Origin of the sequence: Nostoc sp. (genome assembly GCF_036919575.1) — a bacterium.
GTDB lineage: Bacteria > Cyanobacteriota > Cyanobacteriia > Cyanobacteriales > Nostocaceae > Nostoc.
In genome coordinates this window covers 65,415-87,647 of the sequence record NZ_JBALBY010000017.1, presented here as the reverse complement: position 1 = coordinate 87,647, position 22,233 = coordinate 65,415, and the positions used below count along the sequence as shown (strand labels likewise).

The 22,233-nt window shown below is 41.0% G+C and carries 17 protein-coding genes and 3 tRNA genes; 12 read left to right on the top strand and 8 right to left on the bottom strand.

The genetic code is table 11. The features are described from left to right. Nucleotides 1–2: 2 nt before the first annotated feature. Both V7K27_RS06145 and V7K27_RS06140 read right to left on the bottom strand, forming a co-directional pair. Complete coding sequence (locus V7K27_RS06145; RefSeq protein ID WP_334945296.1) at nucleotides 3–1,835, bottom strand: vWA domain-containing protein; 1,833 nt, start codon at nucleotides 1,833–1,835, stop codon at nucleotides 3–5. Between the two features lie 748 nt (nucleotides 1,836–2,583). Next, a complete protein-coding gene (locus V7K27_RS06140; RefSeq protein ID WP_334945295.1) occupies nucleotides 2,584–2,898 on the bottom strand; it encodes a hypothetical protein in 315 nt (104 codons plus the stop codon). A gap of 5 nt (nucleotides 2,899–2,903) precedes the next feature. On the opposite strand from V7K27_RS06140, the gene V7K27_RS06135 reads away from it, so the two are divergent. After that, the gene (locus V7K27_RS06135; RefSeq protein ID WP_334945293.1) at nucleotides 2,904–3,044 is read left to right on the top strand and encodes a hypothetical protein; all 141 of its coding nucleotides are present in this window, start codon (nucleotides 2,904–2,906) and stop codon (nucleotides 3,042–3,044) included. 130 nt (nucleotides 3,045–3,174) lie between these two features. Here the strand turns inward: V7K27_RS06135 and V7K27_RS06130 are convergent, their stop codons facing one another. Continuing rightward, nucleotides 3,175–6,099 carry a sensor histidine kinase gene (locus tag V7K27_RS06130; protein WP_334945291.1) on the bottom strand — a complete coding sequence of 975 codons (2,925 nt, stop codon included), beginning with the start codon at nucleotides 6,097–6,099 and terminating at the stop codon, nucleotides 3,175–3,177. A gap of 251 nt (nucleotides 6,100–6,350) precedes the next feature. Between V7K27_RS06130 and V7K27_RS06125 the strand changes: the two genes are divergently transcribed. Beyond that, the gene (locus tag V7K27_RS06125) at nucleotides 6,351–6,677 is read left to right on the top strand and encodes a hypothetical protein (RefSeq protein ID WP_334945289.1); all 327 of its coding nucleotides are present in this window, start codon (nucleotides 6,351–6,353) and stop codon (nucleotides 6,675–6,677) included. A gap of 122 nt (nucleotides 6,678–6,799) precedes the next feature. Here the strand turns inward: V7K27_RS06125 and V7K27_RS06120 are convergent, their stop codons facing one another. Continuing rightward, entirely contained in the window at nucleotides 6,800–7,219 is a 420-nt protein-coding gene (locus tag V7K27_RS06120; protein WP_334945287.1) for a GNAT family N-acetyltransferase, read from the bottom strand. Nucleotides 7,220–7,233: 14 nt separating this feature from the next. Between V7K27_RS06120 and V7K27_RS06115 the strand changes: the two genes are divergently transcribed. Next, nucleotides 7,234–8,379: a quinone-dependent dihydroorotate dehydrogenase gene (locus tag V7K27_RS06115; RefSeq protein WP_334945285.1), complete on the top strand. Its 1,146-nt coding sequence runs from the start codon at nucleotides 7,234–7,236 to the stop codon at nucleotides 8,377–8,379. Nucleotides 8,380–8,555: 176 nt separating this feature from the next. Here the strand turns inward: V7K27_RS06115 and V7K27_RS06110 are convergent, their stop codons facing one another. Next, nucleotides 8,556–9,278, bottom strand: coding sequence for a hypothetical protein (locus tag V7K27_RS06110; protein WP_334945283.1), 723 nt, complete (start codon nucleotides 9,276–9,278; stop codon nucleotides 8,556–8,558). A 581-nt stretch (nucleotides 9,279–9,859) separates the two neighbouring features. Between V7K27_RS06110 and V7K27_RS06105 the strand changes: the two genes are divergently transcribed. From V7K27_RS06105 to V7K27_RS06090, 4 genes are all read left to right on the top strand, one after another. Further along, a tRNA-OTHER gene (locus tag V7K27_RS06105) sits at nucleotides 9,860–9,985 on the top strand. Between the two features lie 65 nt (nucleotides 9,986–10,050). Next, nucleotides 10,051–10,177: transfer RNA gene (locus V7K27_RS06100), tRNA-OTHER, on the top strand. Nucleotides 10,178–10,237: 60 nt separating this feature from the next. Continuing rightward, a tRNA-OTHER gene (locus tag V7K27_RS06095) sits at nucleotides 10,238–10,364 on the top strand. Nucleotides 10,365–10,400: 36 nt separating this feature from the next. Continuing rightward, a complete protein-coding gene (locus V7K27_RS06090) occupies nucleotides 10,401–12,002 on the top strand; it encodes a TROVE domain-containing protein (RefSeq protein WP_334945281.1) in 1,602 nt (533 codons plus the stop codon). Between the two features lie 204 nt (nucleotides 12,003–12,206). Here the strand turns inward: V7K27_RS06090 and V7K27_RS06085 are convergent, their stop codons facing one another. Next, on the bottom strand, nucleotides 12,207–15,068 hold the full coding sequence (locus V7K27_RS06085; RefSeq protein WP_334945280.1) for an NACHT domain-containing NTPase: 2,862 nt from the start codon (nucleotides 15,066–15,068) through the stop codon (nucleotides 12,207–12,209). Between the two features lie 152 nt (nucleotides 15,069–15,220). Here V7K27_RS06085 and V7K27_RS06080 point away from each other — a divergent pair, with 152 nt between their 5' ends. The 3 genes from V7K27_RS06080 to V7K27_RS06070 all read left to right on the top strand — a co-directional run bounded on the left by V7K27_RS06080 (nucleotide 15,221) and on the right by V7K27_RS06070 (nucleotide 16,750). Next, nucleotides 15,221–15,880, top strand: a complete 660-nt coding sequence (locus tag V7K27_RS06080; protein WP_334945278.1) for an exonuclease — start codon at nucleotides 15,221–15,223, stop codon at nucleotides 15,878–15,880. 175 nt (nucleotides 15,881–16,055) lie between these two features. Further along, nucleotides 16,056–16,370, top strand: coding sequence for a hypothetical protein (locus V7K27_RS06075; protein WP_334945276.1), 315 nt, complete (start codon nucleotides 16,056–16,058; stop codon nucleotides 16,368–16,370). Beyond that, the gene (locus V7K27_RS06070) at nucleotides 16,367–16,750 is read left to right on the top strand and encodes an aspartyl protease (protein WP_334884770.1); all 384 of its coding nucleotides are present in this window, start codon (nucleotides 16,367–16,369) and stop codon (nucleotides 16,748–16,750) included. Before V7K27_RS06075 ends, V7K27_RS06070 begins: the two co-directional genes overlap by 4 nt. Nucleotides 16,751–16,808: 58 nt before the next feature. Here V7K27_RS06070 and V7K27_RS06065 read toward each other — a convergent pair whose 3' ends face one another. Beyond that, entirely contained in the window at nucleotides 16,809–16,943 is a 135-nt protein-coding gene (locus tag V7K27_RS06065) for a hypothetical protein (protein ID WP_334945275.1), read from the bottom strand. A gap of 239 nt (nucleotides 16,944–17,182) precedes the next feature. On the opposite strand from V7K27_RS06065, the gene gorA reads away from it, so the two are divergent. Next, nucleotides 17,183–18,529 carry a glutathione-disulfide reductase gene (gorA, locus tag V7K27_RS06060; RefSeq protein WP_334945273.1) on the top strand — a complete coding sequence of 449 codons (1,347 nt, stop codon included), beginning with the start codon at nucleotides 17,183–17,185 and terminating at the stop codon, nucleotides 18,527–18,529. 66 nt (nucleotides 18,530–18,595) lie between these two features. Here the strand turns inward: gorA and V7K27_RS06055 are convergent, their stop codons facing one another. Further along, nucleotides 18,596–20,965: a CHASE2 domain-containing serine/threonine-protein kinase gene (locus V7K27_RS06055; protein WP_334945271.1), complete on the bottom strand. Its 2,370-nt coding sequence runs from the start codon at nucleotides 20,963–20,965 to the stop codon at nucleotides 18,596–18,598. A 740-nt stretch (nucleotides 20,966–21,705) separates the two neighbouring features. On the opposite strand from V7K27_RS06055, the gene V7K27_RS06050 reads away from it, so the two are divergent. Then, nucleotides 21,706–22,227, top strand: a complete 522-nt coding sequence (locus V7K27_RS06050) for a LabA-like NYN domain-containing protein (protein WP_196517317.1) — start codon at nucleotides 21,706–21,708, stop codon at nucleotides 22,225–22,227. The last annotated feature ends 6 nt before the right edge of the window (nucleotides 22,228–22,233 follow it).

Here is a 22,233-nt window from a genome sequence, read left to right as displayed (position 1 = left end):
ATTCAAGAGTTTGTCTGCCCACTGCTTAACTCAGAGGGTCTTTGGTGTTCAATCCAGTTAAATTGCAGCCTAACGTTGCCAATCTCGATAATGTCCTCGTCGTAGAGTTCATCAGTATTTATATTTTTAGTATTCACAAAAATTACACCTTTCAAACAATGTAAATCTATATTCTTTTTGCCTGCCCGCCAAACTGTGACTAACTCGGCATCAGAATTTGTACCAGCTATTACTGGTATTAATTCACTTAAGCAGACTTTGTTTTTGTGCTGGTGAGTGAGACTAATCTCTTGGTCTTCCGATGATTGTGGTCGTGGTTCCAGCACTACCAGGGCTCCTTCTAAGTACTTACGATTGCGGAAATGTTCGACTAATTCCAAGGGGGTTTTGCGTTGAATCAGACAAACTACAATCAGGGCAATTAACAACACCAACAGCCCTAAGAGCAACCAAATGATTATTTTTCGTCCCAGTGGCATCAAAATATACAGATGAACTCCCGCACTCACAGGACTAACAACCGAATTATCTGGGGTTAGGACTAAGGTGAAAGTGCGATCGCCTGCAAAATTGCTATCAGTAACCTGCAACTGCACGGGAATTTTAGTTTCTCCTGGTTGTAAGGATATAGCTGCTGAAGGTTCTGCTATCGAAACGTCTTTGGAATTGCCTTGCAGTTGTAAGCTAGCTGTTCCAGATATATTGGTGTTAACTAGGAAACTTTGGCTTTCAGTGGTTTTACCTGCTTCTATTGAGCCAAAATCTATCTTTGTCGGTTGTATTTGGAGTTTTGACTTAATGGTTATAGGTAGGTCAATTGTAATCGGTGCAATGCCTTGGTCTGCGATCGCCAACACCAAGCGCAAGCTACTAACGCCCCCTTTTGCCTCTGCTGGTATCTGCAAACGCACGGGAATGACTGTTGCTTGATTAGCAACTAACTCGATGGTGCGATCGGGTGGAATTAAGCGAATGCCACTTTGCTGAGGGTCTTCTAGTTGCAAACTTACCTTACCATTGACATTACTAACACCATTAATATTAAGCGGTTCAGTAGTTGTTCCAGGTAATACTGGCTGCAAATTCGCCGTGGGTAAATTGACATCAAGCTTAGGTTGAATTATTGCTGGTCGGATATTTTCAGCCAGCTTATTGAGTTGAACTCCTCCAGGATCTCGCAATACTTGCCCCTTCCCACAAAGCGCTGGATTGCTAGCAAAGTCATTCAGCTGCTTTTCGTGTTCTTTTAATCCTAAAGACACAAAAAATATATAGGGCTTGCATTGTTGATCGGGTAAAAGTTGGGTATTGCTAGGAATAGAAATAGGATTAGGAATACCACGCACATCTTCTAATCCATCTGTCAAAAAAACTATGCTGACAGTACGACCAAGAGCATCAGCACGTTTGTTTAACAGGGCAGAATGTTCCAAAGCCTTTTGTACAGCCTTACCTGTATGAGTACGCATACCCTGAGCTTGAAGTGAGCTAATTATTTGCTTGAGTTTTCCTCTATCTGCATTACTATTAATACTGACATCATTGGCATTTAAGGTGACATCTTGATCGAAAGTATAAATAGTAACGGTATCGCCTAATCTGGCCGTGTTAATAAATTCATTAACAGAATTCTTTACTGGTTCAAAAATATTTTTCGTTCCACCGACACCACGCATGGAAGCAGAAGTATCTACTACTAAAATCCAGTCAATTCCCCCTTTAGGAGTAGTCTGAGCAGATGCACCACACAAGTTAGGAATTGATATGAGAGCCAAAACAATAATGCTTTGGATTGAACTAAATCTCAACAAATGCTTGAAGTATCTAAATCTCATTAATAGATTCCTCCAGGCAGATAAATTTTATATTGGTCTTGCTCAAAGCGATGGCTTAAGAGTTTTGATTTCATCTTATTACCTAATAAATGCAGATTTAAGCCGCTATTCTCATACCAAAATAGATATAAACATTTAATTAACTATCTAAATCTGTAAATACGATATGTATTTATAACAATCAATTTTTGTTTTATAGCGCTTTTCGTTTGTATGCAATACCCTTTGACCTCTCTCCAAACCTCTTTCCTTTTAGGAGAGAGGCTTTGAACCTTACTCCCCAACGCTAGTAGGGAAGGGGTTGGGGGTTAGGTCTGTATTTCACTCAACCGATAAGCGCTATATTATTCATGCTAAATCATAAATATCTTGGTGATATTTAGCTAAGATATTTTAATATTCAAAAACGAATGATGTTGATCAGTGTTTTATCAAGTTACATATTAACTACTATTTTAAAAAATGTCACGTTTTATTGTAAATATTCAAGTCAAGATAATTTTATATTTGCGTTTAATTAGCGTTGACAGTGACAAGGATAAATTGTTAACGCTTGTAGTTGATATGAGGTGAGTTCGACGAGTTAAAAAATGGCAGGAGTTAGAGCAGGCAAGTCTTTTGGATAAATATCAAGTGATGGTTTTTGTAACAAATGCGTAGGCGTAGCCACAATACCGTTCGGTTAGTGATATTTTGCCCAGGAAGATCCCCCCAACCCCCCTTAAAAAGGCTTGCTCATAACCCTCTTTTACCCACTTTTTAAGGGGGTCGCCGCAGGCGGGGGGATCTTAACCGAACCGTATTGGGCGTAGCCAACCGTAAGCATCGCCAATATAACAAAGGCGATCGCCAATATAACAAAGGCGATCGCCAATGTAACAAAGGCCATCGCCCATATAGCAAATGGAGTCGCCGATATAACAAATGGAGTCGCCAATGTAACAAAGGCCATCGCCCATATAGCAAATGGAGTCGCCGATATAACAAATGCGATCGCCAATGTAGCAAAGGCGATCGCCAATGTAGCAAATGGAGTCGCCGATATAACAAACGCGATCGCCAAGGCTTGTGTCGCCTCGTTCCCAGCCTCCAGGCTGGGAACGAATTCCGAGAGGCTCTGCCTCTGGTCAAGCCACTGGAGGCGGAGCCTCCCTGACTGGTTCCCAGCCTGGAGGCTGGGAACCAGTCAGGGCAGGGGCTGTATCTTAACTTAGTGCCATTCGGTTAAAACCCTTTTATTTTCTCTTAGTCCAGGTCGCTGGACTTCGTTTGTGTAGTAGCGTTCGCGTCAGCGTGCCGGAGGCTCTATTCTATTGGCCCAATACTTTTCAAACATCCTCTAAGAATCATTACCAATTAACGGCAACAGCAAGCGACTAACTACCCGATTATCTGGTAATTGATAGAAATTTAACTCTCCTCCCAACTCCTGCATGAGGTTTTGGCAGATGACCAGATGTAAACCTGGTGGTTGGTCGAGGTTGGAGTGAGCAAGCACATCCTTGGGTGTATTATCATGTAACTCTGTGAGTAACTGTGGTTCGATCGCACCGTTGTATGTAATCGATAGTTCTAGCGATGTCTGATGATCGGCTTCTACGGTTGAAGAAGAAGGATTTGCATCTAGGATTTTAGAAGTATCTAAACGGCGACACCAAATATCAATTCTGCCGCCGATTTGAGAACGGTTACAGGCAGTAACTAATAATTCATGGATCACTAATTCAATTTTGACAATATCACCAGCGATCGCCATTGCAGATTGAGCGTTTAAGGTAGGAACACCTTTGGCTAATGAAGAATTCTTTGGCGACTCTTGGGCCTCAATTTGTTGTCCCAAACCATGTACACCAAGCCACAGCTTTTGTTGTTTAAGTAAATTTTCGATGCGTTCGAGCGATCGCTTCAATAAACTAGCTATGGGCATAGTTTCCCAACTAATATGTAGCTGCCACTGCTCTAGTTTGAGCATTCCACTCATAGAGGTGGCTGTGTGGTCTAACTGCCGCAGCAATAGCTGGTAGCGCATCTGAGTAAGTTCATTAGCAGGAATGCCCAAATCATGTATTTGTTTCAGGGACAGCGCCGTTATTCTTTGGATTTCCTCTAAGCGACGATGTTTGTACCAGTTGAGTTGTCGTAATTCCTCTGTTGTCGATTCTAGAAGTCGGGTAATTTGCTTTTCACGACGCCACCAAGCTAATTGAGAAATCAGAGTTACTGTTGCACTGAGGCTTTGTTCTGACCAGGGACGCTCTTGATAGTCTGCCAACAACACTACACCTGTGTTTTCATAGTCAGCATTGGTACGTAATGCCATCACTAAAATTTGACCTTTGTTTGGAACATTCAACCATTTCCGGGTTTCTGGTGGTAAATCATGTACCTTCAAAGTCAGGTAACTCTCCGTCAGAAGTGCCCACTGAATTAAGGCTTCAGACTGGATAGGAATAGATGCATCGGAAAAAACTCCAAATTGACTATTGTCAACCACTTCAGAGATAATTTCTGCCCAACTTTCATTAGGCGACCAAGATAGCAGTACCGCTAGAGGACATCCCAAAATTGATGCTATTTGTTGGAGTGCTGTATGTTCTAAATGCTTTTTTTTGACCTCGATTTTGCTGTTCTGGGATTCTGTCAGGATGCGTAGGCATTGCTCAAATGCCTGGGAAATTTTTTGCTGTTGGGTGGTACGGTTATGTAATTGCCATTGACGAACAATCACACCAATCTGTTGACTGACAGCCCACAGCAATTCCTTTTCCAGAGTTGTCCAAGAATGATGACTTTCGTGAGTGATCGCCAAAAGCGCTACTGGTATATGCTCGTGAGTGCATTTACAAATAAGTAGCGATCGCACACCATTTTCTAATAAAAGGGGACGCCAGTTAAAAAAGCGTAAATCTTCATTTAAGTTCTGAATTTCCACCGCTTGAGTTGAACGTTGCAAAAGCTGCCCATCTAATTCTTTGAGAGTATCAAGGGTAAATGTCAACGGTCGGCGATTATGGGGTTGATTTTGGTAAATGAATTGATAATTATTCTGTTCAGGGTCATACTGCAACAGCAAAAATCGTGTAGCACCAAGCCTGGCTAAAACTCTTTTAGCACAACTGTGTAAAGTTTCCTGAAGGTCATGTTCACTATAAATACCTTGGGCAACTTGGCTAGTCAGTTGAGCATCTTCTTGAATCTGTTTGATAGTGCTTTCCATGCTTTCGGTAGATGCAACCAGAGAGATTAAGCCAGCAACACCTTGGACGAAATTTTTTTCTGTCTCCATCCATATCCGAGGTTCATTGCTTTCTACCGCCAGAAAACCTACTAAGTCCTTTTGCCAGATGATTGGAGCTGCCAAGAGCGATCGCACCTTCAGCCGTTGCAGCAATTTTGCCGTAAAATGGCTCTTTAAAGAACTGCGGGCATCACCAATCGAGACAATTTGATTAACTGTTAAAGCATAATAAAAGTCGCTCAAGTCCTGTACAGTCATTCCTGCTGCTTGCTGACTGCTGGAATTGCGATCGAGTTTGACAAGCTGATTGCTCATCCGACACCAAAAATAGCGCCCTTCCCGCTCAAACCAGTAAATATTTGTCCGGCTGGGGGAGACAAATTTATGAGTTGCTTGGACTGCTGCTTCAAGTCTTTGATTAAGGTTACTGAGGGTGCGTAAATTTTCCAGCAATTCTAATAATGGCTCGTCGCTTCTCTTGGTTTGCTTGTACTGCAAATCCATCTCATTTTGATAAAGCACTGCCCCCAATTCGCCTAGAACCATCATCAAACGTGCTTTTGCTTCCCCTGTGAGTAGGTAGCCCCAGCGTTCTGAACCTAGTAACAGCAAGCCTAAGCAACGGTCTTTATAGCGAATTGGTAAAATAATCGTTCCCTTGATGTGGAACTTTTGAGCAACTTTTCGCCATTCGGCGGCGCGGATTTCAGTTTGTAAATCAGCTACACCCAAGGGATTTTGTTGAATCACTACTTGCTCTAATAAATCCCCAGGATTGAGAACAACTCTTTGCCGTAAAAAGACCGTATCATTATCAGGTGTCATACCTCCTTTGCCGAACAATATGTGATTCAGGCGATCGTAAAGAGCAATCCAAATCAGTTTGTAGTCAAACTGCTCTTTGAGATAAGAAATAGTAGTTTCAATCAGAACGTCAACATTATCTTCGTCTCTGAGGCGTTGCAGGATACGTCCCAAGGAGATGATGTGCTGTTCGCCGACTATAGGTTTTTGCGGCTGCCCCATCTGATTTATTGGTTAACATAGCTTGTAATATATCTGACTTTTCACGTTATATGGAAAAGTCAACGCAAAACCTAACCTTCCTTGCAGGAGAGAGGAATCGAAGTGAGGTTTTCTAGACACCGTGAAAAGTCAGATAATTAATGTAGTATATAAGATGCTCAGAAAAGCATCCTGAGTAATATTGCTACGGGTGTTTGCTGAAAATTCTAGCTAACGGGTTCGTTAAAGTTAGATTATGGAGTGCTAGGGAAATGGGCGAAACTTCGTCTGATGCTCTAGAGGAGCAGAGACAAGTCTCAGAAGAAAAGCGAGAGTCTGCTGAAGATACCAGGCTCTCACAAGAAAACGAGCGAGAGTCTGCGGAAGACACTAGGCTCTCACAAGAGGAGCAGCGACAGCTGGCTGAAGAAATGAGAAATTCTGCCGAAAAAACCCGGCAGCTTGCTGAAGAAATGAGAAAATCTGCCGAAGAAGTGCGGCTAATTAAAGAAGAACTCCGACAAGCTAAAGATGAACTCCGACAAGCTAAAGATGAACTCCGACAAGCTAGAGAAGAACTCCGACAAGCTAAAGAGTAAGCGCGGCAGTCTACTTCAAATAATTCGTAATTCGTAATTCGTAATAGAGCCTCCGGCACGCACTCGCGTTCGTAATTAAGTTTTGTAATTAAATTTTGTAACGGTGATTTAAACTCACAGAATTAGTTAAATAACTTTTGCATGAAGTATCTTTTATGTCCAAGTGGGTAATTTTCTTGAAAAGCAAATACAGTGTAGCCTTGGGATTCATAAAATTCCTTAGCTTGAAACTCTAATGTTTCAAGATGAACCCCTACACAGTTTTGCTTTTGACCTTCTTTTTCGGCAATTTTAAGGATGTTGCTTCCAATCCCTTTGCGGCGTAAGTCTTCTTGAACAACTAAGACTCTGATATAAAGCCAATCGCAACCGATTTCACCCAGAACTCCACCAACAATCAAGCCTGATTCATCTCGTGCAAAAACTGCTATAGGTTGCCACTCCGACAACGGAAAAAAATGTTGATTGAACTGGCGAATCATTTGGATGAGTGTCATCCGATCCTGCTGAGTTACTTCCGGTTCTAACTTAACTGTAATCATTCTGATAAAAGCTAATGGATATTTATAAATTTGCCATTCGTCCGCTTTTGTTTAATGTGGTAAAAACCGATTCCGAGTGGTTACACCAGCAGACGATTCGCAGTTTTAGTTGGCTATCGCAAACAGCCAATCGCCAAAGAGCTAGTTGGGTAAACCAACGCCTAAAGCAGTCCTTATGTGTGTACGATTCCCGCCTAGAACAAAATTTGTTTGGGCTAAACTTCCCAAATCCTGTAGGGTTAGCAGCTGGCTTCGATAAGGATGGAGTCGCTGCTGGCATTTGGTCTAATCTGGGTTTTGGCTTTGCAGAATTGGGAACTGTAACTTTTCACCCACAGCCAGGAAATCCGCGTCCCCGTTTGTTTCGCTTGCCGTTGGATAAAGCTGCTCTGAATCGGATGGGCTTTAATAATCGTGGTGCAGCAGCAATGGCGACACGTTTGGAACAGGAAAAACAGGAGTTAAGCCAGTCAATACCGATAGGGATAAATTTGGGTAAATCTAAGGTAACTCCCCTAGAAGCAGCCGCACAGGATTATCTTGATAGTTTTCGTTTACTCAAGGATTTGGGAGACTATTTTGTTGTTAATGTCTCTTCTCCCAATACACCGGGATTGCGATCGCTCCAAGATGCTTCAATGCTCAGTGCCATCTTAGAATTATTGCAACAAGAAAATACTACACAAAAACCAATTTTTGTCAAGATAGCGCCAGATTTAGAATGGTCAGCGATCGCTGATATTATAACTCTTGCTAAAACTTACCAACTGGCGGGAATTATCGCCACTAACACCACCATCCGCCGTGATGGACTAAAAACCCAGGTAATTGACCAAACTGGCAAATCACCCCAGGATGAAGCTGGCGGAATTAGCGGTGAACCATTGCGCGATCGCTCCACTGAGGTAATTCGTTTTATTTGGCAGCAAACCCAAGGACAAATCCCGATTATTGGCGTTGGTGGCATCTTTTCTCCTGAAGATGCTTGGGAAAAAATTACTGCTGGTGCTAGCCTGATCCAGGTTTATACAGGCTGGATTTACGAAGGCCCACTGATGGTACGCCGAATTCTTCAAGGTTTGCTAGACAAACTAGAAGAAAACAAATTAGCTACCATCAGCGAAGCTGTTGGGTTACAAACAAAAATTCAATCATTCTAATTTACGCCGTGTGCAACTGTACTCTCAAACCTAACCCCCAACCCCTTCCCTACAAGGGAAGGGGAGCAAGAATCAAAGCCTCTCCACCCTTCGAGGAGAGGAATGGAAGCGGGGTTTTAAAAATAAGTCGCACATCGCGTTAATTTTGAATTTTGAATTTTGAATTTTGAATTGGTTTAACCTTCTTCCAATGGAAAAAATTCCTTAGTTTTTTCCACGTATGACCAGGCAATACCATCAGGGTCTTTGCTGCGACTCCACTCAGGAAACTCTGGATCATTTCGCCGTTTATAAACCGTACTGGAATAGACATTTAACCGTTTGGCAAGTTCAGATTGAATGAGAGAGCCAAAAATTAACTGTTTTTCCAGCGATCGTTTAGCTGACTCATGGGTTGGTTGTGGGAGTGATTCAGTTTCTAGTTCTTCCTCCTGTAGGGTTGGTGGTGGTGCTAGGAGCGATCGCGCAATTTTAGTAACTGGTTGAGCAGGAAGCTCTTTAACAGGCTCACTACTGTCAAGGATATTGCCGAGAATGCTGGCAGTTATAAAGTAATAAGACTGCCCTGCATCTTCAGAATTAAGTACACTTGCACCAAACTCCGAAGCTTTACCATCCAAGTAGCGTTTTGCCGTTGTTCCAGGAAAATTGCCCTTGATTGCCAAGTCCATTGGCGTAAGTCTGCCCTGATTTTCCCGAACCAACTGATGAAAAATTGGGTTAACTTGCTGAGTCCACTGTTGCCATTGATATTCTTGCCAAATCTTGAAGCCAATTCCCAGCACGATTAGCGCTAGTAAAAGTCTCCAGGTGGCAACCAGGAAAATAATCAAAAACGAGATGGGCAAAAGTAGAACGAGAAAAGCTTTACCGTTACCTTCTATCGGTTTTTCACTCATACCGATTTTTGCCAAGTGAATTTTAGGAAATAATATATTATTATATTGGCAAAAATTTGGGTACTTTTTTGTATCTTTTGGCAAATTTCCGGCAAATTTCCCGGCAAAACCTTTACTTGGTAGGTGTTATACCCTGATCACCCTTCTACTTCTGTGACATTAGTGTGCGATGCCTACGGCGATAAACTACGCGCATAAGTTTTTTATCAGAGAAAATAAAAGGGTTTTAACGAGAGCGATCGTAATACCCTTCAGATAATATCCCCCCGAAATTCTGATCAGAGGCTTACTTATGCCGCTTAAACTTTTCTTTCCAAAGCAATAATTCTAAATTTGCTTGCCAGACCCTTGACAACATATATTACATATACTACATTAATAATACAAGTCAACTTTCACTAGGAAGTTAGCTTTCACCAGTAGCGAATAGCTCAAATTGCAGAGCGCTCACCTTGCCAGGAAGGGGCGACATATTGAGGGTTATCGCATATAACTTAAACACCCTTGATCGAACTTCTGGAAGTGTAGGTAAAAATCCTACTTCGCTAGAGCAAATTGAGTGCTGAGTTTTAAATTTTCATGTAGTGGGTAGCCAAGTGGTAAGGCGCTTAATATCCTTATTCACCCCTTGCCTGCAAAGGCCGATGAATTGAGGGTTATCGTTAAAAACGAGCATTCGCGGGTTCGATTCCCGCTCCACTACACCAATTAATTTTAGATTTTAGATTTTAGATTTTGGATTGAATTTAAAATCTCAAATCCCAAATTTCATGTGGCGGGTAGCTCAGAGGTAGAGCGCTAAACATCCTTGTTCACCCCTTGCCTGAAAAGGCCGACGAATTAGGGTTATCGAATCGGGTTCGAGAGGTCGCGGGTTCAAATCCCGCTCCGCTACACCAAATAATTTTAGATTTTAGATTAAATTTAAAATCTAAAATCCAAAATCCAAAATTTCCATGTGGCAGGTAGCTCAGTTTGGTAGAGCGCCGAAAAACATCCTTATTCACACCTTGCCTGAAAAGGCCGACGAATTAGGGTTATCGCCTGTTAAGCCGGAAGTCGCGGGTTCAAATCCCGCTCTGCCACCTTTGATTTTGCCCGCAAGGGACGGGAGATGAAGCGATGAATTACAACTTCTTCACTAAAAAGAAAACAACTACACCCCAAAATCAACCTATCCCCGGACGAGAAGCAGAAATGGTTCAGGGGCGTTCCGGCGGTTGGATGTTCAACGCTGGTATTTGGAAGATGCTGCGCCGTTGTCTTTTGGTTGGCACAGCAAAAAGCACTTACTACGCTGGGAAACAGGAATTAACTGAGGATTTTGTGACAGTTGTCAGACAAGCTGTTGCCGAAAATCCCAGCCGTGTAGCGGAAGAAATTTTGTATGCTAGCGATGGACGCGCCATCAATAACAGTGCGCCTATCTTGGCTTTGGTGTTGCTATCGATGGGTGAAGCACCGGAAGCAAAACAGGCGTTTGGTGAAATCTTCCCGCAAGTTGTCCGCACTGGTAGCCACTTCTACGAATGGTTGAACTACACCAAATCTCTGCGGGGATTTGGCAAAGTAGTGCGGGAAGCTGGTAAAACTTGGCTCTCAAGGGAAGATGTCAAGGGTTTAGCTTATCAACTGTTGAAATATCAACAGCGTCAAGGCTTCTCCCACCGAGATGCGTTGCGGTTGTTCCATGTAAAACCGCCTACAGAAAATCACCGTCAACTATTTGAGTGGGTAGTTAGAGGCTGGGAAGAATTGCCAGCAGATATCCCCTCAGAGGCGTTGGCGCAGATTTGGTGGTATGAGTGGCTGAAGCGGAATCCCACCCAAACCCATGAAGCTATTTCCCAAGGACGCTTAACCCACGAAATGGCTGCACCTGTGGGCAAAATGGACAAGCTTGCTTGGCAACTGCTATTTCAGGAAATGCCAATAGGTGCAATGTTACGTAACTTGGGTTCTTTAACTGAACTAGGTGTGTTACGAGCTGATGAAAACGCTAATTTGCTGCAAGTGGAAGCAGTTCTTAATCGCAGAGAACATCTGCGGAAAGGTCGCATCCATCCGATTGATGTTTTGAAAGCACTCAAGACTTATGAATCTGGTGGAACATTAGGACGCAGTAAGAAAACTTGGAACCCAGTTCCTCGGATTGTGGACATCTTAGAAAAGGCGGTTGAACTGTCTTTTGATGTTGTGCAACCCACAGGTAAAGTGTTCATGCACGCCGTGGATGTTTCTGGTTCTATGGGTAGTTTGGTTGCAGATATGGGACTAACTTGTTGTGAAATTGCCACTACAATGGCACTGGTGACAGCAAAAGCAGAGAAAAACTACATGATTCGCGGCTTTGCTACCGAATTCCGGGAATTAGGTATCACTGCTAAAGATAGTTTTAGTTCTGCGGTTCGCAAAGCTAGCAACCAAAACTTTGGTGGAACGGATGCATCTGTGGCTTACGACTGGATGATTAAGAATAAGTTCAAAGCTGATGTAGTTTGCTTTTGGACTGACTCGGAAAGCTGGTCTGGAAATAAGCATCCAAGTCAAGCGTTGAAGGAGTACCGCAAAAAGGTAAATCCCAACGTCAAGGCGGTGTATGTCACCTTGACACCTTACCAAATTACTTTGGTAGATCCTGAAGATTCGCTGTCTTGGGATTTGGCAGGGTTCGACCCAGGTACGCCTCGGATCATCCAGATGCTGGCTATGGGTGAATTGTAGATATTGCTGAAGGGTAAAGGATGAAACACTTTATCCTTCCTACTTCATGGCGGGTTATCCTTGTTCGCAACTTGCCTTTCGGGGACGCAGAATTTAGGATTATCGGTTATGTCTCCACCATTGTGGGGATTAGCGGGTTCAACCCCCGCACCCGCCTTTGTTTTTGATTTATACCTTACGCGAAGGCGCAAAGAAGAAGGCGATTTAATTTTTGAATGGTCGTTTTTCTATTTCAGCGATGGGTAAGAGTATGGTGTCTTCGATGTGCGATCGGAGTTTGGAAGTAATAGTTTTAGCTTTATCAGCATTATTTAGGCAATTAACCAAAAGTTTATTAGCATAGTAATACTGCTTTAATAATTTATAATTTTGAGAATTAATAAACTCCCAATTATGACCTATGTTGCGATGCGTAATTATTATATTTCTTAATTTCTCTACAAAATCTTCACCATTTTCTTTCCACCAGTTATCATACTCTGTTATTTCATTAATTTCATTATTATCATCTGGATAATTGCCTGTAATATCCCACTGAGGTAATCTATGTTCAAGTTGTATTAGTGATTTCTTCAATTGGGAGTCAGAGGTACAGTTTTGAGAAATAGCAATAGTATCTATAGGAGCAGCAGCAGAGGTAACTCTAATTTTATTGATAAGATTCAAGTCAAGTGCAAATTCTGTAGCATTAGCAAGAGTAAGAGAATCAACATAATTAGAAGCTCCCGCAATATCAATTGCAAATTGTTCATCTATGTCAAAGACTAAGGTAAAATCTATATTACTAGTTAGACTATTTTTAGAGTTGTAAATTATATCTAAAGCCAGAGAAAAATAAAAACATCGAGCAGTTGCTAACTTGTATTTTACTATGACTGAATTTGATTTTTGCTTTACCCATAATAACAATTCTTGTAACTCATCTTCTACATCGCTGCTAATAAAGTTATCAATTACACTTTTGAGAAATATTATTTGTTCAGAAGTCCAGGTCATATTAGTAGCTATTGAAAATACTTCACGCCAGCGTTCATCTGAAATATTTAATAGTAAAGTATGCACTTTATTATCAGAATTATCAATCAATGCTTTAAACTTTGTCGCTGTAAAATACTCTTGAAATGTTAAATGAGAGAAAGAATACAGTTCTTGCGCTCTTTCTACCACCAACCCATGTTGAGCCTCAATAGATTCTAGAACTGCTCTACTATTATTTTTTAATGTAGCTGTATCATTTGAGATAAAATTTAAAGTAGAAATATATTTATAAATTTCATCCTGGATTTCGTCTTTTGTAAAAAAATAACGATTGTTTTCAAAAGTATTAGTTGCTACTTGAGTCAAAAGTTCTATTTTATGTTCTAGAGATAGTTGCCGGTAAACATCATCGCGTTTAATTCCTCGCGCTTCATCCCATTTTATTAACAGAGCTTCTATTCCCCGTTTATATAAAGTTGCTCTATTAGAAGGAAATTGTGTTTTTTGTTGAAAAGCTAAACATAGCAAAGTTAGCAAAATTGGTGTTACGGCTATATCTTGTAATTGTTGATTTTCTGGATAATTTAGCTGTTCTATAAACTGATAGGCTTTAAAAATTCCATCTTCTTCAGATTTATTGTCAACTGCCATAAACCAATTTTTAGCAAAAGCCTTAATTTGCTCTAATGTAAAATCTGCTACTTCAATATCTTTAAAGCTAAAAAATTTATATTTTTTAGCAGCAATTCTACAAGTAATAATAAATTTGTTCTTAAAAAAAATATTACAAAAACTATTAATACATTGTATTGTCTGAACACTACTTTCTTGTGATACCTCATCTAATCCATCAAGTAGAATGAGCAATCTGCCATATTCTAAGAGGTTATCTATTAATGCGGCTTCGGTAATACCACAAATCTCAAATTCTTTACGGATATAGTTTAATAAATCGTATTCTCCTATTTTCCTGGAATCATCAGCAAATTGTTTTATTCCAATAAAAATAGGAACTCTCTCAGCTTCTAATGTACCTTGATTACATTGAACTGCTATATGTTTCAAAAAAGTACTTTTACCTGCGCCTGGTTTACCTAGTACCATCAGATTCTGATATTTTTCTACAGCCAAAACTCCTGCAACTCTTGCTTGACTAACTTTCCCTAAGCCCAAACGATCAAATTCATGTGTCTGTGCGTTATAAACTTGAGGTATATCCGTAAAGTCCAACCATTGGTAACTGGGCGGATTATCTAGTATATTCACATCTACATAAAGGTCATCAATTTCAAGAGACTTTGAGAGATATAATACATGGAGTCTACCACAAAAATATCTAATTCTTTGAGAGTATTGTAAGCGTATCTGCGGTACTAACAAAACTAGTGTTCTTACAAAATATATATCTGTGAAAATTTTCCAATCAATATTTAATACGAAGCAGATTTTGATAAACTTTGACTTTTCTATTGGTATTTTATCAAAAAATTGCTTAATGTAAAAAACACTCAAATTTGTATCTCTTGCTAAGAATTCTTGTTTGTATTGTAAAGTAATATCTTTTTGAATAAATCTTAATCTCTCGTCATCTTTAGCATTGAGTTTTTCTTTTTTTTGCTTTTTGTTCAATTCTAATAATTCAGCTTTACGAATTCGTTTTTCATTTATTAAGGATGGAATATTTTCAAGAGCTTCTTCTAGTTGTTTGATACTTTCTGGAAGCGGTGCGATCTGCAATAGTGTTGCCTGTTGCAGTATAGTAAAGACTTCATGTTGTAGCTTAACGCCTGCGATCGCATCCTCACGCCCCAAACAATCAAAATTTTTTGATGTTGTATTTTGATGTTCTTCTATATGAGATTTGCAAACTGGAATATCAACTATCTCTTGCCAATTTAGACCGAGCCTTTTACAAATCTCTTCAAAATTGAGGCGTTCAATTGGTATTACACGAAAGAAATTGGTAACTGTTGCACGAGATAGTCCTAAATCTCTTGCTAAAGCAGTCTTATTTAAACTATTACGGATCAAAGCTTGATTTGCTTTTGCGATACCTTCTGTAGATGCTTTAAGCCCACGCTCTGCCATATTTCAACTACGCAACTTTTAATCATCTTAACTAAAGCTAATTAAAAGTCATACACACTCATGCAACAAGTCAGACACTCTGGATAGCTGACTCAGACGCTATCTCAGACACCAACCCTCGAAGCTAGTTGATGTAGTCATTCACAACACTTATGAAATCTACTTACATCAACGGACGATGCTACTATCAAGGTAATGGTGGCGTTCTTCTTCCTGCTGTCACCACAGTTTTAAAAGCGACACAGCCACCAAAGTCTCTAGCCGCCCTTTCCTATTGGCGTAATAAAGTTGGCGATGCAGAAGCAAATCGAATCGCTGCTAACAGCCGTCGCCGAGGAAATGCCTTGCACCAGTTGATTAAAGAACACCTGCAAGGTTACTCGCCCAAACCTGACAACAGCCTGATTCAGCCTTACTGGGATAGCGTTCAATCTGTGCTAAACGAACTTAGCGATGTTCAACTGGTTGAGCAAGTTGTGCCTAACTATCAGGAACTTTACGCCGGGAAAGTTGATTTAGTTGCTCGTTATCAAGGTGTTCCGCATTTAATTGAATGGACTACAGCCGAGGAACCAAAACTGAGATTTGATAAGCTTTATGACAAGCCTTTACAAGTAGCTGCTTATGGTGGTGCGATAAATCGGTATTATAGCGATCGCCTCTTTAACTGCAAAATTAACCATGCTCTCATTGTCGTAGCCTTGCCAGGTGAAGAAGCAGAGATTTTTGAATTTGACCGTGCAAGGCTAATTCATGTCTGGCATCAATGGCTTAATCGGCTGAATTTTTTCTTCAGTGAAGTTGCTGCCTAGAAGTGCGATCGCTTACGGTGCGCGGGTATGCGATCGCACTTTTTGAGCAGTACAACACCAATATTGGATACAGAATAACGTAGTTAAGAAATTGGTCAGAAATGGAACTATTGTTTTCGCTGCGATCGCACGAATGTATTATATATATAGTGCTTCTAATCTATTTTTATTCAATATGACTCAATTATCAAAAACAAGCCGAAATCGGGGATGGAGAAAATCTAACGTCACGCCTGAAGAAATAAATCTCCGTCAAGCACAACGTCATGAACTAGGTGCGCGGTGTCGTACTATTTTTGAGTCTCTTCGTCCCCAACTCATCGACAACCATTACAACTGGTTTATCGCTATTGATGCAGAAAGCGAAAACTACCTGATTGACGCGAAACTAGAAGGTTTGCTACAGCAAATTTGCGCGCGATATACTAATCCAGATGCGAAACTTACTATCTTTCGCCTTAACGAAATTGGAGCCTGCGGCACGATATGATTGCGGGCAAGTTTGGTAACAATGGAGAATTGTTCTTTGAAATACAATTGGTTGTAGCTAATGGTGAGCAATTTGAAGTTGAAGCAATACTTGATACAGGTTTTACATCTGGGTGGCTGGCGATTAATTCTCAAGACTTGGAAGCTATTGACTGGCCGATAGTTATACCTAAGATTGAGATGCAAACTGCCAGAGGATTAGAGTATTTTGATTTATATGAAGGAAAAGTCATTGTTGCTGGCAAAGAATTTATCATTCCTGTTCATGTAGGAGAAGAACTACCTGATATTTTGCTTGGTTCACTGTGGTTGGATATTATGCAGTTGGTTGTGAATAAACCAAAAGGGATTTTGACATTAGAAGTAGTGGAAGCAGATTAGTAGTAATTCGTAGCTACTAACTCAATTATCAAGTGTTTTTCCATAACTATTTTAGTCATTAGGTGAGATTGTAACTGAAGATTAGGCTGTTATTTATATGCTTTGGATCAAAAGTGCGATCGCATACCCGCCCCAAGCGATGTCTACGACGGGCTACGCCTACGCAAACATCTACCTCTTGTAGAATAGACAAAATGCTTGTTTGACAACATAATGTAATATAACTTAGCAATAATCGAGCGATGCCTACGGCGGGCTGCGCCTACGCTGTTCTTTTTGGATCTAATTGCGATTAATGCGGCAATGTGCTACATATCAACCTGGTTTCATCCCAAATTGTCCACCCAAAGACAGTAGATGAAGTTTTGTGTGAATAAGTATAAGGGATGAAATAGCTCTGCTTTCCAAACAGTAAAAAAGGAACAGATTTTTATGACATTTGATTACGATTTGTTTGTCATTGGTGCTGGGCCTGGGGGATTGGCAGCAGCTAAAAAAGCAGCTAGTTACGGTGTACGTGTGGCCATTGCTGAACAAGAATCCGTCGGTGGAACTTGTGTAAATCGCGGTTGCGTTCCCAAAAAACTGATTGTTTACGCTGCTGACTTCGCCCTGCAAAATCAAGTAGCACACAGTTATGGGTGGAGTGACTGTCAAACATACTTTGACTGGACATTATTTATTAAGTCAGTACATCAGCATATTGGCAGCATTAACCAATCCTATTTTCAGCAATTGCAAAAAGCTGGAATTGAACTAATTTCTGAATATGCCAGTTTCATCGATGCCCATACTATCAATATTCATGGGCGCAAAGTTACAGCAGACAAAATTTTAATTGCTGTGGGAGGGCAACCCCTCAAGCCCAACATCCCAGGTATAGAATATGCCATCACATCCCGCGAGATGTTTCAGCTACCTTATTTGCCGAAACGTTTAGCAATTATTGGCGGCGGCTACATTGGTGTCGAATTTTCCAGCATGATGCACGCTTTCGGTTGCGAGGTGACGGTAATTGAAAAAGACGAGATGATTTTATCGGGGTTTGATGATGACATTCGCTCTGCTGTACAACAGGGTTTGATTAAACGCGGAATTAAGTTATTCACCAATAGCACTGTTGGTGAAATCAAATTCTCAGATGAGTGTTTGTTGTTAACTATTACTGGTGAGAGCCAAGAAATAATTACAGCAGATACCATCTTAGTTGCCACAGGTTACGCTCCCAATACCAAGAATCTTAGTTTGGAAAATGCCCATGTTGAACTTGGCGAACATGGTGCAATTAAAGTAGATGAATACAGCCGCACTAGCCAAGAAAACATTTTTGCTGTGGGTGACTGCACCAGCCGCGTGCAATTGTCTCCAGTCGCTCAAGCAGAAGGTATTGCCTTTGCCGATACAGTTTTTGGCAACAAGCCGCAAAAACCGAATTATGATTATGTGCCCACTGCTGTTTTTTGCCGTCCAGAAGCGGCTAGTGTGGGGATGACGGAGGCAAAAGCACGGGAAAAATTTGGTGAATCTGTACAATGCTACTGCACCCAGTTCCAACCACTGTTGTATCAGTTAATCGAACAGAATGAGCCAACCACTATCAAGTTAGTGTTAAATGGTGATTCTGGGCAAGTTTTGGGTGCTCATATGGTGGGTGAACACGCAGCAGATATCATTCAAAGTCTCGGCGTGGCAATTCGCAAGGGCATTACTAAGGAAGACCTGGATGAAACCATAGGCATTCATCCCACGGTAGGAGAAGAATTCCTGTCGTTAAAATAATTCGTAATTCGTAATTCGTAATTCGTAATTTCAATTTTGAATGCGTGAATTTTGAATTCTTAATTCTTAATCTTGTCCTCCTTGTCTTTCTGAGCAAGATTTTGTGGGAGCGTCTAAATCGTCTAAAGTATTCATTAATGAGTCATCGTGTGGTATGGGGTATATGCTTTGGGAATTTATAACATCGTCAAAAGCTTCAAGTTCCTCAAGAGCCTCAAGAGCCTCTGATGCAGACTGATATCGCTGTTTGAAGTCATCCAGCACCATTTTACTGAGAATCTTCGCTAGGGCGTGGCTAACTTGTGTGCGTAGTTTACCGCCGTAGGCATCGCTCCATTTAATCTCTCCATCAGCATCTCTATCTAGGTCACGGGGCGCTATCCCAGTCAAGGCTTTAATCCCAACCATGCCGACTGCATAGATATCACTACTGTAGTGTGGACGCCCAAAACATTGCTCGCTTGGTGCGTAACCCTGAGTACCAATGCCAACGGTGAAGGGCATTTGCTCTTGACTATCAAGCTGTTTTGTGCTAACTTCTTTGACTGCTCCAAAGTCAATCAGTACCAGTTTACCGTCTGAATGTCGCCGGATGATATTGCTGGGCTTAATATCCCGATGAATCACGTTGTTTTTATGGATAAATGTTAATGTTTGCAATAAATCCCTGACAATTTTGATCACTGCAATTTCATCAATTGCTCTACCTGCTGAGAGTTCCTGATTTAAAGGATGACCAATTATCTGTTCTTGTACTAAATAAAATTCTTCATCTTCTTCAAAATACGCCAAAAGTTGGGGGATTTGAGCGTGCGTTCCCAATTTTTCTAGTGTTTGCGCTTCTGAGTTAAAAAAACGTCTGGCAATTTGCAATCCTTCGGGTTTGGTGTTGGCTGGTTTTAGTTGCTTGACAACACATCGCGGATTACCAGGACGTTGGGTATCTTCGGCAATATAGGTTTCGCTGAATCCACCGGAACCGAGAACTTTGACAATTTTGTAGCGTCGAGCCAGTACTTTCCCTGTTAAGGCTAAATCTCGTTCCTGGATTAGTCCTTGGAAGTCATCTTGTTGGCTGATAATCTCTTGGACAACGGTGGAAGTTTTATACTTCTGAAAAATGTCTACTAATTGGCGTTTTTTGATGCTTTCTCTGACTAATGAGGTTCCCAGGTAGCTAAGTCCGATCATTGCGATCGCAATCATTGGTACTGTAGTGGGAAAAATTAACTGACCATAGACAAATAACCCATAGCTAATTCCTACCCAAGTGCCAGAGAGGGCGAGGCTAGATAGAAATCTATTGATACTACGCTTGCGTCGGCTAATCATCAAGGCTGTACTACCAACTAGAATTAGCACAAACAAACCCCGCAATGGTAGGCTGTTAATTCCTGGAGCGATCGCTTTACCTTGCATCAAAGTGGCGATCGCATTGGCGTGAATTTCCACGCCTGACATGGGTTTATCGCTGTTGCTAGCAGCGACCGGATAATAATCATTGTTTAACTTATCTGTTGCCCCAATCAGCACGATCTTGTTTTTGAAGACCTTTCCCTGCTGCAAATAGGTGTTCCAGTTTTGCGGGTCGAGTACATGCCAAAAGGGTATTTGCTCAAATGTCCCCGCAGACCCCGAAAAATTAATGCGATCGCCCTTTGGTCGGGGATAATTTAATTGTGCTGTCCTGAGCGCTGCTTGATCAAAAGAGGGTAGCTTCTCGATCAAATTATCTTCAGGTAACAACTTAGAAAACTCACTCCCCAATCGATGAACTTTACCATCCGCCTCCACGGGGAAATTCACTGAGCCAATGGACACTGATCCGGTACGAAACATCTGTTGAGGATCTATCAGTTGCATAAAAGATCCTTGGCGCGTCTGGGAATTTTCGTAGACGGCTGCTAAAGTAACTTTGCTGCCATATTTTTGCAATGCTGCCTGGAGTTGGCGATCGTCAGTAACTCCATAACTACTTGGCGTGTCAAAAACGACATCTACCGCTACAGAGCGGGCACCTGCTTTGATTAACTTTGTGATTACTTGGGCATAAGCAGCACGTTGATAAGGATAAGATTTCAGTATTTCTAGGTAGGCATATTGTTTTGGATCTGTTTTATAGTACTGTTCGGGAACTGATATTGATTGATCGTCTATTGCTAAAATTACGATGTCTTCAGGAGGTACAATCGGCCCACGCAGTTGAAAAAAATCAGATTGCGCCTGATTTTCGCTCAATTCAACCAACTCCCAACCAGAAGCACTCAGCAGTGCTGCGCCGATTACCCAAGCACCAGCGAGGAGATGACCTAAGCGAACCATCCACTTGGACTGGCGAGCCGATGCTGTCAAAGTTACTTTTGTCGGTTTACTTGACAGTCTATTGGCAGCAGAGACATAGTTTTTAGTTAAGGTAGATGTAGGTTCTTCTGCCATATCGTGTTACTGATTGATTTAAGTCCAACACTTTTATTTATTCAGACCACGTTTTAGTACAAGCTCATTGAAATCAGACTTAAATGACAATCTTATACATTTGTAAAGTATCTTCTATTCATCAACAAACTTTTATTACCAGAGCTAGCCCCAAGAGATTCCTACTCAGTCATTGGCTAACTTATTCTTTTTCTGTTGAGTGAGTTACAAAAGAGTAATTGTCCCACAGATCAGAGCCGGATATACTCCCCCTGTGTATTTGGTTGCGGTGAGATTTTACCCCAACCCAACCAACAGGTAGGCTCTGAAGTCGATGGTCTACCAGAAGCTGTCCCAAGTTGTCTTCTGTCTCTGGCGCAATATTCGTACTTTTGACAAAGCGTGTCCTGATACTGAAAGCTTTACCTCTAGATAGGCATTAACTTATATCCACACCCTAAGCCTATGCTATACCTCTTTAGGAGTAAAATTTAGTGTTATGCAGCGATGAATGCTGCCACTGAGTCAATTTTATTGGTAGATTTTGATCAGAGAGTGGCTCTTGCAGTGCCGGAGGTGAATCAGGTTTAGCACCCAATATCTCAACTCCAATATTGCAGCCGTTTTTATGCTTTGAAAGAGGTAGGATAAAAGCTATAGATAAAGAGCTACTTTATAGATATTAGCAAACTTGTCATTTGAGAATTGCTATAATCTATTGTTCCGTCTAAATTCATTTATATTATTAGGTGTAAATTTGTATGGGTTCTCCAATGAATCGTCTGTCTATTTTTGTAGACGGAAACAATATGTTCTATGCTCAACAAAAAAATGGCTGGTTTTTTGACCCTCGGCGAGTCTTAGAATACTTCAAACATGAGCAATCAGAAACAACATTAATTAATGCATTCTGGTACACTGGCTTAAAAGACCCACAAGATCAGCGAGGTTTTAGAGATGCTCTAATTAGTCTGGGATATACAGTCAGAACTAAAATTCTTAAAGAATATTATGATGATACGTCCGGTCGTTACTCGCAAAAAGCGAATTTAGATATTGAAATTGTTGTAGATATGTTTAATACAGTTGATCAGTATGACCGAGTAGTATTATTCAGTGGCGATGGAGATTTTGAAAGAGCAATCGAACTATTACGATCCAAAAATACACATATCACGGTAGTATCAACAGAAGGGATGATCGCTAGAGAGCTACGGAATGCTACTGATAGATATATAGATTTAAATGATATCAGAGAACAAATAGAAAAAACCGAAGGTTAGTAGTCT

What these genes read in the sequence shown, in the direction of transcription:
- V7K27_RS06110 (WP_334945283.1), bottom strand. Translation starts at nt 9,278, where the DNA reads ATGAGTGAAAAACCGATAGAAGGTAACGGTAAAGCTTTTCTCGTTCTA.
- V7K27_RS06070 (WP_334884770.1), top strand. Translation starts at nt 16,367, where the DNA reads ATGATTGCGGGCAAGTTTGGTAACAATGGAGAATTGTTCTTTGAAATA.
- V7K27_RS06120 (WP_334945287.1), bottom strand. Translation starts at nt 7,219, where the DNA reads ATGATTACAGTTAAGTTAGAACCGGAAGTAACTCAGCAGGATCGGATG.
- V7K27_RS06050 (WP_196517317.1), top strand. Translation starts at nt 21,706, where the DNA reads ATGGGTTCTCCAATGAATCGTCTGTCTATTTTTGTAGACGGAAACAAT.
- V7K27_RS06115 (WP_334945285.1), top strand. Translation starts at nt 7,234, where the DNA reads ATGGATATTTATAAATTTGCCATTCGTCCGCTTTTGTTTAATGTGGTA.
- gorA (WP_334945273.1), top strand. Translation starts at nt 17,183, where the DNA reads ATGACATTTGATTACGATTTGTTTGTCATTGGTGCTGGGCCTGGGGGA.
- V7K27_RS06090 (WP_334945281.1), top strand. Translation starts at nt 10,401, where the DNA reads ATGAATTACAACTTCTTCACTAAAAAGAAAACAACTACACCCCAAAAT.
- V7K27_RS06075 (WP_334945276.1), top strand. Translation starts at nt 16,056, where the DNA reads ATGACTCAATTATCAAAAACAAGCCGAAATCGGGGATGGAGAAAATCT.
- V7K27_RS06080 (WP_334945278.1), top strand. Translation starts at nt 15,221, where the DNA reads ATGAAATCTACTTACATCAACGGACGATGCTACTATCAAGGTAATGGT.
- V7K27_RS06125 (WP_334945289.1), top strand. Translation starts at nt 6,351, where the DNA reads ATGGGCGAAACTTCGTCTGATGCTCTAGAGGAGCAGAGACAAGTCTCA.
- V7K27_RS06145 (WP_334945296.1), bottom strand. Translation starts at nt 1,835, where the DNA reads ATGAGATTTAGATACTTCAAGCATTTGTTGAGATTTAGTTCAATCCAA.
- V7K27_RS06085 (WP_334945280.1), bottom strand. Translation starts at nt 15,068, where the DNA reads ATGGCAGAGCGTGGGCTTAAAGCATCTACAGAAGGTATCGCAAAAGCA.
- V7K27_RS06055 (WP_334945271.1), bottom strand. Translation starts at nt 20,965, where the DNA reads ATGGCAGAAGAACCTACATCTACCTTAACTAAAAACTATGTCTCTGCT.
- V7K27_RS06130 (WP_334945291.1), bottom strand. Translation starts at nt 6,099, where the DNA reads ATGGGGCAGCCGCAAAAACCTATAGTCGGCGAACAGCACATCATCTCC.